Below are 17,063 nucleotides of genomic sequence, written 5' to 3' on the forward strand. Positions count from 1 at the left end.
TTAGGCTGAAAAGCCAACAGAAATACAGTGTGCATACTACAAGCTTGCTAAGTTAAAGACAGACAAACCGTTTTTGCCTGGTGGCAATAGCGCTGTGGAACCACCTGATCCCATTCCGAACTCAGAAGTGAAACGCAGCTGCGACGATGGTAGTGTAGCATTCGCTATGCGAGAGTAGTTCACCGCCAGGCGCCTCATAAAGCAGAAGGCCTACCTTAACCGGTAGGCCTTTTTGTGTTTGGCGGCCAGAACGTATCGTTCACCGCTGCTCGCCCCGCTGCAGCACAATACTCAACACCCTCAACAACGCGGCGGGTTTTATTGCGGTAAAAGTCTGGATTTGCGCTGATGTCTTAGGGTCATTACAATAGCAGCACTTTTACGATCTGGCTTGTCTATGCAAACCTTTACTAATCTCTCCGCTATTCCTTATTCAACTTTTCGTTTGAACGCCAAGCTCGTTACAGTTTACCAATGTGAAACTTTAGCGGATCTGCGTCGGCTCAGTTTTACGTCGCCGCCGGTAGTACTTGGAGAGGGAAGTAATACCATTTTTATGCAAGATCTGCTTGTTCCGGTCTGCCGCTACACAGCAGAGAGTATTACCGTTGCTGATACCGACACAGATCATGTATTAGTTCATGTCGAGGCTGGCCGCAACTGGCATCAACTAGTCAGTTGGTCGGTACAGAATCGATTATGGGGCATTGAAAATCTTGCATTAATCCCCGGTACTGTAGGGGCCGCACCTGTACAAAATATTGGAGCCTATGGTGTTGAGTTAGCAGACGTATGCAGTTATGTGGATTTTTACTGCTGGCAGACTAATACGATAGAGCGCATCGAGGCGGCCCAATGTCAGTTTGGCTATCGCGACAGTATTTTTAAAAAAGAACTGAACGGCAAGGGTATCATTGTCGGTGTTGGCTTGCGGCTTAGCCACATACCAAAACCTATACTGAACTATAAAGGGCTTGATCATTTACAGTCTGACGTTGATATCGAAACGGTATTCAATGCTGTCGTGGCGACAAGGAATAGTAAACTGCCCGATCCTAAAGTACTGGCAAATTGCGGTAGCTTTTTTAAAAATCCGGTAATTTCATTGGCACATTATCAACGATTACTACAATTATTCCCTGACTTGCCAGGCTATAAGCTAGCAGATAACAATGTCAAGGTGCCCGCAGCTTGGTGTATCGATAAACAAGGCTTTAAAGGACAGCAGCATGGTGATATTGGCTGTTACGAGTTACAGCCGCTGGTGTTGGTAAATAAAGGGCAAGGAACTGCTGCACAGTTACGCGAATTGGTCGCAGAAATTCAGCAGAAAGTGTTGAAAGCGTACGATATCAAATTAGAACCCGAAGTGCGTTTGTTAAACGCTGATGGGTGTGTAAATGTCTAGAACGGCACTGGTTACGCAGCGTCAGCTGCTGCAGCTTCTTAGTAAAGGCGAATTTGTATCCGGCCAAAAGGTTGCTGATGAGCTCGGACTAAGTCGTACTGCGATTGCAAACCATATAAAACTATTGCAAGAGATCGGGCTCGATGTCTATAAAGTGAAAGGCAAAGGCTACCGTTTGGCTAAACCGTTAAGTCTGCTTGATGCTTCCCGCATTATTGCGTGTAAAGAGGCTTTGACGCCAGATGTATTGGTGCAGAACATCACTGATTCTACAAACAGCCAGCTTATGCAGAAAGTGACAGATGGCAGTGTTAAAACGCCCGGCTATGTTATTGTTGCAGAAGCGCAAACGGCTGGTCGTGGCCGGCGTGGCAAGGTATGGTATTCACCGTTTGGTGCCAGCTTATACTTCTCAATGTATTGGCGGCTTGAACAAGGTGTACAGGCAGCTATGGGGTTGAGTCTGATTGTCGCTATTGCGTTGTCCCGCGTGCTTGAGCAATGCTATAAGTTGTCACCTACAGTGAAGTGGCCTAACGATGTTTATATAGACGGCAAAAAGTTAGCTGGCATTTTGGTGGAGCTTGCGGGCCAGGCTGATGCTGCATGCGATGTCATTATTGGAATAGGTCTGAACATTCAATTACCCACGCAGTCAGGTAGTTATATTGATCAATCCTACACCGATCTGTGTTCTGGTTTTGCTCAGCCTATCGACCGTAACAGACTGGTCGCTCAATTACAGCAGGAGTTAATTACTATGCTGCGTCAATTCAGCGAGCACGGGTTTACTGAGTTCGCCAGCGAATTTAACCGTCGGGACCACTTTTATATGAAGCCAGTAAAGCTATCCGGCAGCACAGAAACAGAGGGCCTTTGTTTGGGGGTAGACAAGCAAGGCGCTTTGCTAATCAAAACGAATCAAGCGATAAAAGCTTTTTATGGCGGTGAGTTAAGTCTGCGCGCGGGGAACTGACATGTACTTATTGTTGGACATTGGGAACACCCGAGAAAAAGCAGCATTGGTTAAACAGGGTAAAGTCACTGCTTTACCGCAGCTTGCGCCCGAGAATTTAGCCAAACTACCGCTGAAAGCAATTTATTATGCCAGTGTGGCATCACAGGAAAAGGTAGCTTTAATTAAGCAATTACTCGGACTGGAGCATTTACCCTGGCGGCAGGTTCACGCTGAAGCCCGTGCTTATGGTGTTAGCAGCATTTACCAGCAACCTCAGACTCTCGGTGTAGACAGATGGCTGGCTATGCTGGGTAGCCAGCTATTGCTTCCCTCCACCCAGGTTATGGTAGTGGATGCGGGCACTGCTGTAACGATAGATTGGCTCGGTGAAGATGGCCAGCATAATGGTGGTTGGATTATTCCGGGTCTTAAGATGCAGCAACATGCTGTGGTGAAAAACACCGCAAAAGTATTTAATTCCGAAATGTTTAATGGCCGTTTAGAGCCTGGCGAAGATACCGTCACCTGCTTACAAAATGGTTGCTTGGCGAGCGTATTAGGGGCAATAAGACTAGGGTGGCAACAAAACCCTTGCCAGAAGTTATTGTTGACGGGCGGTGACAGTAAATTTCTTAAACCTTACCTAACCGATTTACCGTTGATTGTCGAACCATTGCTGATCTTCCATGGTTTATCCCGTTATATTGATATGTAACTGCCCATTTGTGCACTTTATGAACGCTTAGGCAGGAAATTCCTGCTTTTTTGGTTTTTTCTATTGCACGGTTTAGGGCATTCCTCTAGAATTCGCACCCACTGACGTTGTGCCGCTTTAGCTCAGTTGGTAGAGCAACTGACTTGTAATCAGTAGGTCATCCGTTCGACTCGGATAAGCGGCACCATTAGTGGAGGGGTTCCCGAGTGGCCAAAGGGATCAGACTGTAAATCTGCCGGCACTGCCTTCGAAGGTTCGAATCCTTCCCCCTCCACCATCTTCGTCAGACGAATAGCTACGAGTAGGCCGCGGGCATCGTATAATGGCTATTACCTCAGCCTTCCAAGCTGAAGATGCGGGTTCGATTCCCGCTGCCCGCTCCAATCAAAGCGTTGCTGATATAGCTCAGGCGGTAGAGCGCATCCTTGGTAAGGATGAGGTCCCCAGTTCGATTCTGGGTATCAGCACCATCTTGACTCCTCTCTTGCTATCTAATACTTAATTAATTTAAACAACCGCCGTTTTGTTAAAAAGGGTCTATTCATGGCTAAGGCTAAATTTGAACGTAGTAAACCGCACGTAAACGTAGGCACCATCGGTCACGTTGACCATGGTAAAACTACCTTAACAGCTGCAATCACCAACGTACTGGCTAAGACTTACGGCGGTCAGGCGTTTGCTTTCGATCAAATCGACAAAGCACCAGAAGAAAAAGCACGTGGTATCACGATCAACACCTCACACGTTGAGTACGATACCCCGACTCGTCACTACGCGCACGTAGACTGCCCAGGCCACGCTGACTATGTTAAGAACATGATCACTGGTGCTGCGCAGATGGACGGCGCTATTCTGGTAGTAGCGGCAACTGACGGCCCAATGCCACAAACACGTGAGCACATCCTGTTATCACGTCAGGTAGGCGTACCGTACATCATCGTGTTCATGAACAAATGTGACATGGTAGATGACGAAGAGCTGTTAGAGCTGGTAGAGATGGAAGTACGTGAGCTTCTGTCAGACTACGACTTCCCAGGTGATGACCTGCCAGTAATCCGTGGTTCAGCGCTGAAAGGCCTGGAAGGCGATGCAGAGTGGGAAAAGAAAATCCTGGAGCTGGGTGAAGCACTGGATACTTACATCCCTGAGCCAGTACGTGCGATTGATAAGCCATTCATCATGCCAATCGAAGACGTATTCTCAATCGCGGGTCGTGGTACAGTAGTAACAGGCCGTGTAGAGCAAGGTATCATCAAAGTTGGTGAAGAAGTTGAAATCGTAGGTATCAAAGATACGACTAAGACAACTTGTACTGGTGTTGAGATGTTCCGTAAGCTGTTAGACGAAGGTCGTGCAGGTGAGAACATTGGTGCGCTGTTACGTGGTACTAAGCGTGAAGACGTAGAGCGTGGTCAGGTACTGTCTAAGCCAGGTTCAATCAAGCCACACACTAAGTTTGAAGGCGAAGTGTACGTACTGTCAAAAGAAGAAGGTGGCCGTCATACACCATTCTTCAAAGGCTACCGTCCACAGTTCTACTTCCGTACAACAGACGTAACGGGTTCAGTAGAGTTGCCAGAAGGCGTAGAAATGGTAATGCCAGGCGACAACCTGAAGTTTGTTGTTGAACTGATTTGCCCAATCGCGATGGACGAAGGTTTACGCTTCGCGATCCGTGAAGGCGGCCGCACAGTAGGTGCTGGCGTAGTATCAAAAATCCTGGCTTAATAAGCTGAGATTGAAAAAGGCCCTGCGGGGCCTTTTTTGTTTTGCTAAAAAAGTATGCAGGAAAGTGACGCAATAAGAGCAGCTAAGCTTGTTTTAGCTTGCTAAGACAGTATAATGAGCGGCTATTTGCAAACCCGGCCACGTGTCAGGTTTACAACCTTGTAGGGGCATAGTTCCAATTGGTAGAACAGCGGTCTCCAAAACCGATGGTTGGGGGTTCGAATCCCTCTGCCCCTGCCAATATTTTTCGGTCAAGTTTTAGCTTGGCCGGTAGTGTGTTGCTATAAGCAAGTCAAGGTGAAGTGAGTCAAAGCATGAACGCAGCAAGTGAAACCCCAAAAAGCGGATTTGATATAGTCAAATGGTTGCTGGTCTTTGTTATTTTGTCACTGGCAGTGGTAGGGAACTACCTTTATGAATTATCTGCATTAGAAAAAGCAATCGCTATCGTGGTACTGGTTGTGATAGCCGGTGCAGTAGCCGCACAGACGCACAAAGGCAAAACCTTTATCAATTTTGCTAAAGAGTCACGTACTGAAGTTCGCAAAGTGGTATGGCCAACCAGACAGGAAACGATGCAAACGACTTTGGTTGTTCTGGTTGCTACCCTAATTATGGGCCTGCTACTGTGGGGTTTGGACGCTATTTTATTGCGTGTTGTATCATTTTTAACAGGATTGGGGATCTAAACCATGGCAGGAAAGATGCGTTGGTATGTGGTGCAGGCCTTCTCTGGCTTCGAGCAACGGGTTGCCACCTCTCTGCGTGAACACATCAAAATCCATCAGATGGAAGATAAGTTTGGTGAAGTGCTGGTGCCAACTGAAGAAGTGATCGAGATGCGCGCAGGCCAAAAGCGTAAATCTGAGCGCAAATTCTTCCCGGGTTATGTATTAGTACAAATGGAAATGTGTGAAGAAGCGTGGCACTTAGTGAAAAGTGTACCGCGCGTTCTGGGCTTTATTGGTGGTACTTCTGATCGCCCGGCACCTATTTCTGAAAAAGAAGCGATGACGATATTAAATCGTCTGCAGGATAACGTTGACAAGCCGAAGCCAAAAACGCTGTTTGAAGCAGGCGAAGTGGTACGCGTTACTGAAGGTCCATTCGCAGACTTTAACGGTGTGGTAGAAGAAGTTGATTACGAGAAGAGCCGTGTGAAAGTATCGGTTCTGATCTTCGGTCGTTCTACGCCGGTTGACCTGGAATTTGCTCAGGTCGAAAAAGCTTAACTTAAAGATTGTAACCGGGCGCTGATTAAAATATAATCTGCGCCCTTTTTAACGTTGGGAAGCCGCTTGAGTAAGTGTCCTCGCACTTACAAGGCTATGACCCAAAAACAGAGGTGAAACATGGCAAAGAAAGTCACTGCACTTATTAAACTGCAGGTTAAAGCCGGTATGGCTAACCCGTCGCCACCAGTAGGTCCGGCACTGGGTCAACACGGTGTGAATATCATGGAATTCTGTAAAGGCTTCAACGCCCGTACAGAAAGCCTAGAGAAAGGCATGCCAATCCCAGTAGTAATTACTGTGTATAGCGATCGTTCTTTCACGTTCGAAACCCGCACTCCTCCAGCATCTTTCTTATTATTGAAAGCAGCTGGCTTAAAAGGTGGTTCAGGTCGTCCTAACACCCAGAAAGTGGGCAAAATCACTGCAGCTCAGGTTGACGAGATCGTTAAGATCAAGCAGCCAGATTTAACTGCTGCTGATCATGCCGCTGCGGTGCGTACCATCGAAGGTACTGCCCGTTCAATGGGTTTAGTGGTGGAGGGCTAATAGATGGCTAAATTAACTAAACGCGCTAAGTTAATCCGTTCTAAAGTGGATTCAACTCGTGAATACGACATCAACGAAGCTGTTGCTCTGTTGAAAGAATTAACTGCCGGCAAGTTCGTTGAGAGCGTAGACGTAGCAGTAAACCTGGGTATCGACGCCCGTAAATCTGACCAGAACGTGCGTGGTGCAACTGTACTGCCTCACGGTACTGGCCGTACTGTTCGCGTTGCTGTGTTCACTCAGGGTGCAAACGCTGAAGCCGCTAAAGCTGCAGGTGCCGACATCGTTGGTATGGAAGACTTAGCTGAACAGGTCAAAAAAGGCGTAATGGATTTCGACGTGGTTATCGCTTCACCAGACGCTATGCGTGTGGTAGGTATGTTAGGTCAAATCTTAGGCCCACGTGGTTTAATGCCTAACCCAAAAACCGGTACTGTTACTCCTAACGTAGCAGAAGCCGTTAAGAATGCGAAAGCAGGTCAGGTTCGTTACCGCAACGACAAGAACGGTATCGTTCATTCAACTATCGGCAAAATCGACTTCGATGCTGATAAGCTGAAAGAAAACTTAGAAGCGCTGCTGGTTGCACTGAAACGTGCTAAGCCATCAGTAGCTAAAGGCGTTTACATCAAGAAAGTCACTATCTCTTCAACGCACGGTGCGGGTTTAGCCCTGAGCCAGGCGTCACTGAGCGCAGTGGTCTAAGGCGTATTCGCTTTACAGGGCAGCAAGATTATTTTATAATCCTGCGCTCATTTTTAGGGTAGAAGCCGCATTTTTAACCAAATGACGGCTTCCGTCCAAGACCGTAGGTGTCGCAAATTTCTTTGGAAATGCGTGACTTAAAACAACAAACCTACGCAGACGGTGCAGGCCCCAGAAAGAATTAGATTCCTTCTGGTCTCACCGTAAATCGCGCGCCCTGTGGCAACGCAGGGCGATGTGTAGGCAAACGGGCAATCATGCCCGGATGAACCAGGAGTTAAGAGCCAATGGCTATTAAGCTTGAAGACAAAAAAGCACTTGTTGCTGAAGTCCAGGAAGCTGCCAAAGGTGCTTTATCTGCGGTAGTCGCAGACGCTCGTGGTGTCACTGTAGGCAATATCACTGCGCTGCGTAAGCAAGCGCGTGAAGCTGGTGTGTGGATGAAAGTTGTCCGTAATACACTGGTTCGCCGTGCAGTAGAAGGCACCGAATTTGAGTGTCTGAAAGACGCATTCGTAGGTCCGACGTTAATTGCTTTCTCTAAAGAGCACCCAGGTGCTGCAGCGCGTATCTTTAAAGATTTCGCGAAAGAGAACAAGAACTTCGAACTGAAAGGTGCAGCTTTCAATGGCGCCACAGTAAACATTGAAGTGTTAGCATCGTTACCAACATACGACGAAGCTATTGCACGTTTAATGAGCACTATGAAAGAGGCAGCAGCCGGCAAACTTGTACGTACAATTGCCGCGGTTCGCGACCAAAAACAAGAGCAAGCCGCGTAATTTTACGTTTGGTTTGAAAGTAAAGTTTAATCGGGATAAGTCCCCTAATTTAGGAATCTGAGCAATGTCAGTGACTAAAGATCAAATCTTAGATGCTATCGCTGCAATGTCTGTAATGGACGTAGTAGAGTTAGTAACTGCAATGGAAGAAAAATTCGGTGTGTCTGCAGCTGCTGCTGTAGCAGTTGCTGCAGGTCCTGCTGCTGCTGTTGAAGAACAAACTGAATTCAACGTTATTCTGGCTGGTGTTGGCGCGAACAAAGTTGCTGTTATCAAAGCAGTACGTGGCGCTACCGGTTTAGGCCTGAAAGAAGCGAAAGACCTGGTTGAGAGCGCTCCAGCTCCAATCAAAGAAGGCGTTTCTAAAGCTGAAGCTGACGCTCTGAAGAAAGAACTTGAAGAAGCTGGTGCTTCTGTTGAAGTTAAATAATCCGGCTTATACCGGATTATTCGCCTGAAGTTCAGGCTGGGCTGGTGATGAATTAATCACCGGCCTTTTTGCGCTGTGGGACAATGATTTCCCCACCCCTGTTGATACTATGGCTGGTATCAAACACGACCCGGAAGGGTTGTTGGGAAAAAAATCAGCAAGCTGAGGAACCCCATGACTTACTCTTATTCTGAGAAGAAACGTATCCGTAAGGACTTCGGCAAACGTCCGGAAGTATTGGATGTGCCATACCTGCTGTCGATCCAGATTGAATCGTTCAGCAAATTCATCGAGCCTGATCCGGAAGGAGATTACGGTTTAGAAGCCGCATTCCGCTCTGTATTCCCTATTAAAAGCTATTCAGGCAGTGCGGAATTGCAGTACGTCAGCTACCGCATCGGGGAACCCGTATTTGACGTAAAAGAATGTCAGATCCGCGGTGTTACTTACTCAGCGCCATTACGTGTAAAACTGCGCATGGTGTTATTCGATAAAGAAGCTCCAGGTACAATTAAAGATATCCGTGAACAGGAAGTTTATATGGGTGAAATCCCATTAATGACTGAAAACGGTACTTTCGTTATCAACGGTACTGAGCGTGTAATCGTATCTCAGCTGCACCGTAGCCCTGGCGTATTCTTCGATCACGACCGTGGTAAAACCCACTCGTCTGGCAAGGTGTTATATAACGCTCGCGTTATTCCTTACCGTGGTTCATGGTTAGATTTCGAATTCGATGCCAAAGATAACCTGTTTGTGCGTATCGACCGCCGTCGTAAGTTACCGGCAACGATACTGTTACGTGCGCTGGAATTCAGTACCGAAGACATTTTAAGCACCTTCTTTGAAAACACGAAGTTTGAAATCAAAGACGGCAAGCTGTTAATGGAAGTTGTAGCGAACCGCTTGCGTGGTGAGACTGCTGCATTTGACATTAAAGACAACGATGGCGAAGTCATAGTAGAACAAGGCCGTCGTATTACTGCACGCCACGTGCGTCAGCTGGAAAAAACCGGTTTGACCATGATGGAAGTACCACACGAATACGTGGTAGGCCGTGTGCTGGCCAAAAATTACGCTGACCGTTCAACCGGAGAGATTATTGCCGAGGCGAACGCAGAGCTCACATTGGAGCTGTTGGCAAAACTGGCTAAAGCCGGCTATGAGAGTTTTGAAACTCTGTATATCAACGATTTGGATCAGGGCTCTTATGTTTCTGAAACCATTCGTATCGACCCAAGCAGCAACCGTATGGAAGCGCTGGTAGAAATTTATCGCATGATGCGCCCTGGTGAACCACCAACGCGTGATGCCGCAGAAACGTTATTTGATAACCTGTTCTTCTCGGAAGACCGTTACGATTTATCGACGGTAGGCCGCATGAAGTTCAACCGCCGCGTAGGTTTTGACGAAGGCACCGGTGCCGGCGTACTGAGCAAAGAAGATATTCTGGCAGTAATGAAAGTCTTAATTGACATTCGTAACGGTAAAGGCGAAGTGGACGACATCGACCACTTAGGTAACCGCCGTATCCGTTCTGTTGGCGAAATGGCTGAGAACCAGTTCCGTGTTGGTTTGGTACGTGTTGAGCGTGCGGTTAAAGAGCGCCTGTCACTGGGTGACTTAGATGCTGTTATGCCTCAGGATCTGATCAACGCTAAACCAATTTCAGCGGCAGTAAAAGAGTTCTTCGGCTCAAGCCAGCTGTCTCAGTTTATGGATCAGAACAACCCGCTGTCAGAAGTAACGCACAAGCGTCGTATTTCAGCCTTAGGCCCAGGCGGTTTAACGCGTGAGCGTGCCGGCTTCGAAGTGCGTGACGTACACCCGACACACTATGGTCGCGTATGTCCAATCGAAACGCCTGAAGGTCCGAACATCGGTCTGATTAACTCACTGTCAATGTTTGCTCAGACAAACGAATATGGCTTCCTGGAAACACCATACCGTCGTATTGAAGATGGCGTGGTAACTGATGAAGTCGACTTCCTGTCAGCCATCGAGGAAGGCAATTTTGTTATCGCACAGGCAAATGCTGAATTAAACGAAGAGAATCGTTTATCAGAAGAGTTAGTACCTTGTCGTTATAAAAACGAATTTACTCTGATGCCTGCTGATCAGGTGCAGTACATGGACGTAGCTCCTCAGCAAATCGTGTCTGTTGCTGCCGCACTGATCCCGTTCCTTGAGCACGACGATGCTAACCGTGCATTGATGGGTTCGAACATGCAACGTCAGGCGGTACCAACATTGCGTGCTGATAAGCCGCTGGTAGGTACTGGTATTGAGCGCGTGGTAGCAAAAGACTCAGGTGTAACCGTTGTTGCTAAACGAGGTGGTGTAATCGATTACGTTGACGCCAGCCGTATCGTAATTAAGGTAAATGAAGATGAAATGGTGGCCGGTGAAGCCGGTATCGACATCTACAACCTGACAAAGTACACCCGTTCTAACCAGAACACCTGTATTAACCAGCGTCCTTGCGTAAACCATGGCGAACCAATCGAACGCGGTGATGTACTGGCTGACGGCCCGTCTACCGACTTAGGTGAACTGGCTCTGGGTCAGAACTTACGCGTAGCATTCATGCCGTGGAACGGTTACAACTTCGAAGACTCGATTTTATTATCAGAGCGTCTGGTACAGGAAGATCGTTTAACCACAATCCATATTCAGGAGTTAAGCTGTATCGCCCGCGATACCAAACTTGGCCCTGAAGAGATCACGGGTGACATCCCTAACGTGGGTGAGTCTGCGCTGAGTAAGCTGGACGAAGCTGGTATCGTTTACATCGGTGCTGAAGTGAAAGGTGGCGACATTCTGGTTGGTAAAGTCACCCCTAAAGGTGAAAGCCAGTTAACACCGGAAGAGAAACTGTTACGCGCTATTTTCGGTGAAAAAGCGTCTGACGTTAAAGACACCTCTTTACGCGTGCCTAACTCTGTAACCGGCACGGTTATCGACGTTCAGGTATTTACCCGTGATGGCGTAGAGAAAGACAAGCGCGCCCGTGAAATCGAGGAAATGGAAGTCAAACAGGCTAAGAAAGACCTGAATGAAGAATTCCGTATCCTGGAAGCCGGTATTTCTGATCGTGCCCGTAACCTGCTGGAGCAAAGCGGTATGGACCGCGCCAAGCTGGATACCATGAAAGGTGACGCGCTGTTTAACCAAAGCTTAAGCGATGAAGATAAACAGAACGATCTGGAACAGTTAGCGGCCCAGTACGAAGAAATTCGTGTTGAGTACGATAAGAAGTTCGAAGCTAAACGTCGTAAGATTGTGCAGGGCGATGACCTGGCACCGGGTGTACTGAAAATCGTTAAAGTGTACCTGGCCGTTAAACGCCGTATCCAGCCGGGTGACAAGATGGCTGGTCGTCACGGTAACAAGGGTGTTATCTCAACTATCGTTCCGGTTGAAGATATGCCATATGACGAACACGGTAAGCCGGTTGATATCGTACTGAACCCGTTGGGCGTACCTTCGCGGATGAACATCGGTCAGATCCTCGAAACCCACTTAGGCTTAGCGGCCCGTGGTATCGGTGACAAGATCGATGCGATGATTAAAGACCAGAAAGAAACGGCGGAAATCCGTGACTTCCTGAAGAAAGTGTATGCACTGGGTGAATCACGCCAGAATGTAGACGTTGAAAGCTTTACCGATGACGAAGTGCGTCGTTTAGCGGAAAACCTGCGTAAAGGCTTACCTGTTGCGACACCGGTATTCGACGGTGCTAAAGAAAGCGAAATCAAGCAATTGCTTGAACTGGGTGACTTACCGTCAAGCGGTCAGATCACATTATATGATGGCCGTACCGGCAATACCTTCGAGCGCAAGGTTACCGTAGGTTACATGTACATGCTGAAACTGAACCACTTGGTAGACGATAAGATGCACGCGCGTTCTACCGGTTCTTACAGCTTAGTAACGCAACAACCGCTGGGTGGTAAAGCTCAGTTCGGTGGTCAGCGTTTCGGTGAGATGGAAGTGTGGGCACTTGAAGCATACGGCGCAGCGTACACGCTGCAGGAAATGCTGACTGTTAAGTCGGATGACGTTAACGGCCGTACCAAGATGTATAAGAACATCGTGGATGGTGACCACAGAATGGAACCTGGCATGCCAGAATCTTTCAACGTATTGATGAAAGAGATCCGTTCGCTCGGTATTAACATCGAATTGGAAGAGGAATAAACCGACCTTGAGTTGGGGGGCAGGCAACTGCCCCATTCCGGTTTACCTCTTACAGGAGAGCTAAGGTGAAAGACTTATTAAAGTTTCTGAAACAACAAACTAAAACCGAAGAGTTTGATGTTATCCGTATCGGTTTATCTTCGCCAGACATGATCCGTTCATGGTCTTTTGGTGAAGTAAAGAAGCCAGAAACGATCAATTACCGTACCTTTAAACCAGAGCGCGACGGCTTATTCTGCGCCCGTATCTTTGGCCCGGTAAAAGATTATGAGTGTCTGTGCGGTAAGTACAAACGCTTAAAGCACCGTGGTGTTATTTGTGAAAAGTGTGGTGTAGAAGTTACGCTGACTAAAGTACGCCGTGAGCGTATGGGCCATATCGAACTGGCCAGCCCAACTGCCCACATCTGGTTCTTAAAGTCGCTGCCAAGCCGTATCGGTTTGCTGCTGGATATGACACTGCGTGATATTGAGCGCGTGCTGTATTTCGAAAGCTATGTAGTGACAGAGCCTGGTATGACGTCTTTAGAGCGTCGCCAGATGCTGACTGAAGAAGAATACTTAGACGTGCTGGAAGAGCATGGCGACGAGTTTGAAGCCAAAATGGGTGCAGAAGCCATTCTGGATTTATTAAAAGGCATTGAGCTGGCAACTGAAATCAAGCAAATGCGTGAAGAGCTGCCAACCATCAACTCTGAAACCAAGCGTAAGAAAATCAGCAAGCGTCTGAAACTGATGGAAGCGTTCCATACCTCTGGTAACAAGCCAGAGTGGATGATAATGACAGTGCTGCCAGTACTGCCGCCGGATTTACGTCCGTTGGTACCACTGGACGGCGGTCGTTTCGCTACCTCAGATCTGAACGATTTATACCGTCGCGTTATTAACCGTAATAACCGTCTGAAGCGTCTGTTAGACCTGTCAGCACCGGATATTATCGTACGTAATGAAAAGCGTATGTTGCAGGAAGCCGTCGATGCATTGTTAGATAACGGTCGTCGTGGCCGTGCTATCACTGGCAGCAACAAGCGCCCGCTGAAATCTTTAGCGGACATGATTAAAGGTAAGCAGGGTCGTTTCCGTCAGAACCTGTTGGGTAAACGTGTTGACTACTCAGGCCGTTCGGTTATCACCGTAGGTCCTACTCTGCGTTTACACCAGTGTGGTCTGCCGAAGAAAATGGCACTGGAACTGTTCAAACCGTTTATCTATGGCAAGCTGGAAGCGCGTGGTTTAGCGACCACCATCAAAGCTGCCAAGAAGATGGTAGAGCGTGAAGAAGGCGCAGTATGGGACGTTCTGGATGAAGTTATCCGTGAACATCCGGTATTACTGAACCGTGCACCAACACTGCACCGTCTGGGTATTCAGGCGTTTGAACCTGTACTTATCGAAGGTAAAGCGATTCAATTACACCCGTTAGTGTGTGCGGCCTATAACGCCGACTTCGACGGTGACCAAATGGCGGTACACGTACCGTTAACGTTAGAAGCACAGTTAGAAGCGCGCGCGCTGATGATGTCGACTAACAACGTACTGTCACCTGCTAACGGTGAACCTATCATCGTTCCTTCTCAGGACGTTGTATTAGGTTTGTACTACATGACGCGTGAAGCAATTAACGCTAAAGGCGAAGGCATGCTGCTGAAAAGCGCCAAAGAAGCTGAGAAAGCTTTCCGCGCTGGTGTTGCCAGCTTGCACGCTAAAGTAAAAGTACGTATCACTGAAGTAGAATTTGCTGAAGATGGCAGCCGTACAGAAACCACAGCGGTACGTGATACCACTGTAGGCCGTGCGATCCTGTATTCAATCCTGCCGGAAGGTTTGAGCTTTGATGCTATTAACCAGGCGATGGGTAAGAAGCAAATTTCTCGCTTGTTAAATGGTGCTTACCGTCGTATCGGTCTGAAGAAAACCGTTATTCTGGCTGACCAGATCATGTACACCGGTTTCCACTACGCGATGTTATCAGGTGTGTCTGTAGGTATTAACGATATGGTTATCCCTGCAGCTAAAACTGACATCATCAATGCAGCAGAAGCTGAAGTTGCCGAGATCCAGGATCAGTTCCAACAGGGTCTGGTAACCGCCGGTGAAAAGTACAACAAAGTTATCGATATCTGGTCAACAGCTAACGAAGCCTTGTCTAAAGCGATGATGGACAACCTGTCAAAAGAAGATGTGGTTGACCGCGACGGCAATACTGTACAACAGCAGTCATTTAACTCTGTTTACATGATGGCTGACTCAGGTGCGCGGGGCTCACCAGCTCAGATCCGTCAGCTGGCAGCAATGCGTGGTCTGATGGCAAAACCAGATGGTTCTATCATCGAGACGCCAATTACGGCTAACTTCCGAGAAGGCTTAAGCGTATTACAGTACTTCATCTCGACGCACGGTGCGCGTAAAGGTCTTGCCGATACTGCACTGAAAACAGCTAACTCTGGTTACCTGACGCGTCGTTTGGTAGACGTTGCACAAGACTTAGTCGTAACCGAATCAGACTGTGGTTCAGATCAGGGCATTATCATGAAGCCACTTATCGAAGGTGGTGACGTGGTTGAAGGTCTGCGTGAGCGCGTACTGGGCCGGGTGGTTATCGGTGATGTGGTTGCACCAACGACCGGCGAAGTGCTGGTTGCTGACGGCACCATGCTGGATGAGCAATTGTGTGATGCGTTAGAGCAAAACTCCATTGATGAAGTGCATGTTCGCTCAGTAATTACCTGTCAGACTGACTTCGGTGTGTGTGCCAAGTGTTACGGTCGTGACTTAGCGCGTGGTCACCTGATCAACGCCGGTGAAGCTGTGGGTGTTATCGCCGCACAGTCAATCGGTGAACCAGGTACACAGCTGACGATGCGTACATTCCACATCGGTGGTGCGGCATCACGGGCGTCTGCAGAAAACAGCGTACAGGTTAAAACGGCCGGTACCTTAAAACTGCAAAACGCTAAGTTTGTACGTAATGCTGATAACAAGATTGTTATCACCTCACGTTCTGCTGAAGTAACGGTATTTGATGAATTAGGTCGTGAGAAAGAGCGTTACAAGTTGCCATATGGTTCAATCCTGACCACTGACGACAACGCGAAAATCACTGCCGGTCAAATCGTGGCGAACTGGGATCCGCATTCACACCCAATTATCGTTGAGCGTGGTGCTAAGGTTAATCACAGCGATGTTGACGATACCAACACTGAAGTACAGACCGACGAGTTAACCGGCTTAACCCGTACCGTTGTTAAAGATTTGGCCAAAGCTAACGCGAAAGAGCCAAAACTTATCCTGACTATGGACGATGGCGCGCTGCAGGAAATTCGTCTGCCAAGCTTCACCACTATCGAAGTGACTGATGGTGCCACCGTGAAAGCGGGTGAAGTATTAGCGCGTATCCCGCAGGAAAGCTCGAAAACACGCGATATTACCGGTGGTCTGCCGCGCGTTGCGGACCTGTTCGAAGCCCGTAAGCCAAAAGATCCTGCCATCCTGGCGGAAATCTCTGGTGTTATCAGCTTCGGTAAAGAGACCAAAGGTAAACGTCGTCTGTTAATCACTCCGGATCAGGGTGATGTACATGAAGAAATGATCCCGAAATGGCGTCAGGTTAATGTGTTCGAAGGTGAGCGCATTGAGAAAGGTGAAGTTATTTCGGAAGGCCCGGAGTCAGCACACGATATCCTGCGTTTACGTGGTATCCACCATGTAGCCAGCTACATCGTGAACGAAGTGCAAGACGTTTACCGTCTGCAAGGCGTTAAGATCAACGATAAGCACATCGAAACGATTATTCGCCAGATGCTGCGTAAGTGCGTGATCACTAACCCGGGTGATAGCGAGTTCCTAGAAGGTGAACAGGCTGAAGTGGCGCGCGTTAACATCGCGAACCGTGAGTTGGAAGCAGCAGGTAAAATGCCAGCACAGTACGAGCGTTCGTTACTGGGTATTACCAAAGCGTCGCTGTCTACCGATTCATTTATTTCTGCGGCCTCGTTCCAGGAAACGACCCGCGTTCTGACTGAAGCTGCTGTTGGCGGTAAGATTGACGAACTGCGTGGTCTGAAAGAAAACGTTATTGTTGGCCGCTTGATCCCGGCAGGTACTGGTTTTGCGTATCACCAAAACCGTATCCGTCAGCGTCAACGTGCTGGCAATAACGAACACGTCGAACCGGCAATGAGTTCAGAAATGGCAGAGCAGGCATTGTCTGACGCGCTGAACATGGACTTATCCGGCAATGACGAGTAAACCAGGGAAATTGGCCTAATTGCTGCTTAAATTAGCAGCAATTGGCTTTGTTCCTTGACAGGTCAAAGCTTGACCATTAGAATTCCGCGACCCCAATTTTGGGGTGCGG

12 protein-coding genes, 5 tRNA genes and 1 rRNA gene are annotated in these 17,063 nt (G+C 48.1%); all 18 read left to right on the forward strand.

Annotation, left to right across the window (positions count from 1 at the left end; translation table 11 throughout):
• The first annotated feature begins 76 nt into the window (after window positions 1-76).
• The 18 genes from rrf (at window position 77) to rpoC (ending at window position 16,954) form a co-directional block, all read left to right on the forward strand.
• A 5S ribosomal RNA gene (gene rrf, locus AC5SV9_RS11640) occupies window positions 77-191 on the forward strand.
• A 206-nt stretch (window positions 192-397) separates the two neighbouring features.
• Complete coding sequence (murB, locus tag AC5SV9_RS11645; protein WP_475153357.1) at window positions 398-1,408, forward strand: UDP-N-acetylmuramate dehydrogenase; 1,011 nt, start codon at window positions 398-400, stop codon at window positions 1,406-1,408.
• Window positions 1,401-2,384 (forward strand): bifunctional biotin--[acetyl-CoA-carboxylase] ligase/biotin operon repressor BirA, encoded by a 984-nt coding sequence (gene birA, locus AC5SV9_RS11650; RefSeq protein ID WP_475153355.1) that lies wholly within the window; start codon window positions 1,401-1,403, stop codon window positions 2,382-2,384. The genes murB and birA overlap by 8 nt, the downstream gene beginning before the upstream one ends.
• A 1-nt stretch (window position 2,385) precedes the next feature.
• The gene (locus tag AC5SV9_RS11655; RefSeq protein ID WP_475153353.1) at window positions 2,386-3,081 is read left to right on the forward strand and encodes a type III pantothenate kinase; all 696 of its coding nucleotides are present in this window, start codon (window positions 2,386-2,388) and stop codon (window positions 3,079-3,081) included.
• A 111-nt stretch (window positions 3,082-3,192) separates the two neighbouring features.
• Window positions 3,193-3,268, forward strand: a tRNA-Thr gene (locus AC5SV9_RS11660).
• A gap of 5 nt (window positions 3,269-3,273) precedes the next feature.
• A tRNA-Tyr gene (locus AC5SV9_RS11665) sits at window positions 3,274-3,358 on the forward strand.
• 31 nt (window positions 3,359-3,389) lie between these two features.
• Window positions 3,390-3,464: transfer RNA gene (locus AC5SV9_RS11670), tRNA-Gly, on the forward strand.
• A gap of 11 nt (window positions 3,465-3,475) precedes the next feature.
• Window positions 3,476-3,551 (forward strand) — tRNA-Thr (locus AC5SV9_RS11675).
• Between the two features lie 73 nt (window positions 3,552-3,624).
• Window positions 3,625-4,809, forward strand: coding sequence for an elongation factor Tu (gene tuf, locus AC5SV9_RS11680; RefSeq protein WP_134059789.1), 1,185 nt, complete (start codon window positions 3,625-3,627; stop codon window positions 4,807-4,809).
• 163 nt (window positions 4,810-4,972) lie between these two features.
• A tRNA-Trp gene (locus AC5SV9_RS11685) sits at window positions 4,973-5,049 on the forward strand.
• A 74-nt stretch (window positions 5,050-5,123) separates the two neighbouring features.
• A complete protein-coding gene (secE, locus tag AC5SV9_RS11690; RefSeq protein WP_226768308.1) occupies window positions 5,124-5,498 on the forward strand; it encodes a preprotein translocase subunit SecE in 375 nt (124 codons plus the stop codon).
• Between the two features lie 15 nt (window positions 5,499-5,513).
• Entirely contained in the window at window positions 5,514-6,041 is a 528-nt protein-coding gene (gene nusG / locus AC5SV9_RS11695; protein WP_008224569.1) for a transcription termination/antitermination protein NusG, read from the forward strand.
• A gap of 120 nt (window positions 6,042-6,161) precedes the next feature.
• Window positions 6,162-6,590: a 50S ribosomal protein L11 gene (gene rplK / locus AC5SV9_RS11700; RefSeq protein WP_027672427.1), complete on the forward strand. Its 429-nt coding sequence runs from the start codon at window positions 6,162-6,164 to the stop codon at window positions 6,588-6,590.
• A 3-nt stretch (window positions 6,591-6,593) separates the two neighbouring features.
• Complete coding sequence (gene rplA / locus AC5SV9_RS11705) at window positions 6,594-7,295, forward strand: 50S ribosomal protein L1 (RefSeq protein WP_134059755.1); 702 nt, start codon at window positions 6,594-6,596, stop codon at window positions 7,293-7,295.
• A gap of 287 nt (window positions 7,296-7,582) precedes the next feature.
• Complete coding sequence (gene rplJ / locus AC5SV9_RS11710; protein ID WP_027672429.1) at window positions 7,583-8,077, forward strand: 50S ribosomal protein L10; 495 nt, start codon at window positions 7,583-7,585, stop codon at window positions 8,075-8,077.
• A gap of 64 nt (window positions 8,078-8,141) precedes the next feature.
• Window positions 8,142-8,507, forward strand: coding sequence for a 50S ribosomal protein L7/L12 (gene rplL / locus AC5SV9_RS11715; RefSeq protein ID WP_134059759.1), 366 nt, complete (start codon window positions 8,142-8,144; stop codon window positions 8,505-8,507).
• Window positions 8,508-8,681: 174 nt separating this feature from the next.
• Window positions 8,682-12,707, forward strand: coding sequence for a DNA-directed RNA polymerase subunit beta (gene rpoB / locus AC5SV9_RS11720; RefSeq protein WP_475153351.1), 4,026 nt, complete (start codon window positions 8,682-8,684; stop codon window positions 12,705-12,707).
• A 65-nt stretch (window positions 12,708-12,772) separates the two neighbouring features.
• Window positions 12,773-16,954 (forward strand): DNA-directed RNA polymerase subunit beta', encoded by a 4,182-nt coding sequence (gene rpoC, locus AC5SV9_RS11725; protein ID WP_475153349.1) that lies wholly within the window; start codon window positions 12,773-12,775, stop codon window positions 16,952-16,954.
• The last annotated feature ends 109 nt before the right edge of the window (window positions 16,955-17,063 follow it).

It is taken from the genome of Rheinheimera sp. ATLC3, from assembly GCF_059429535.1.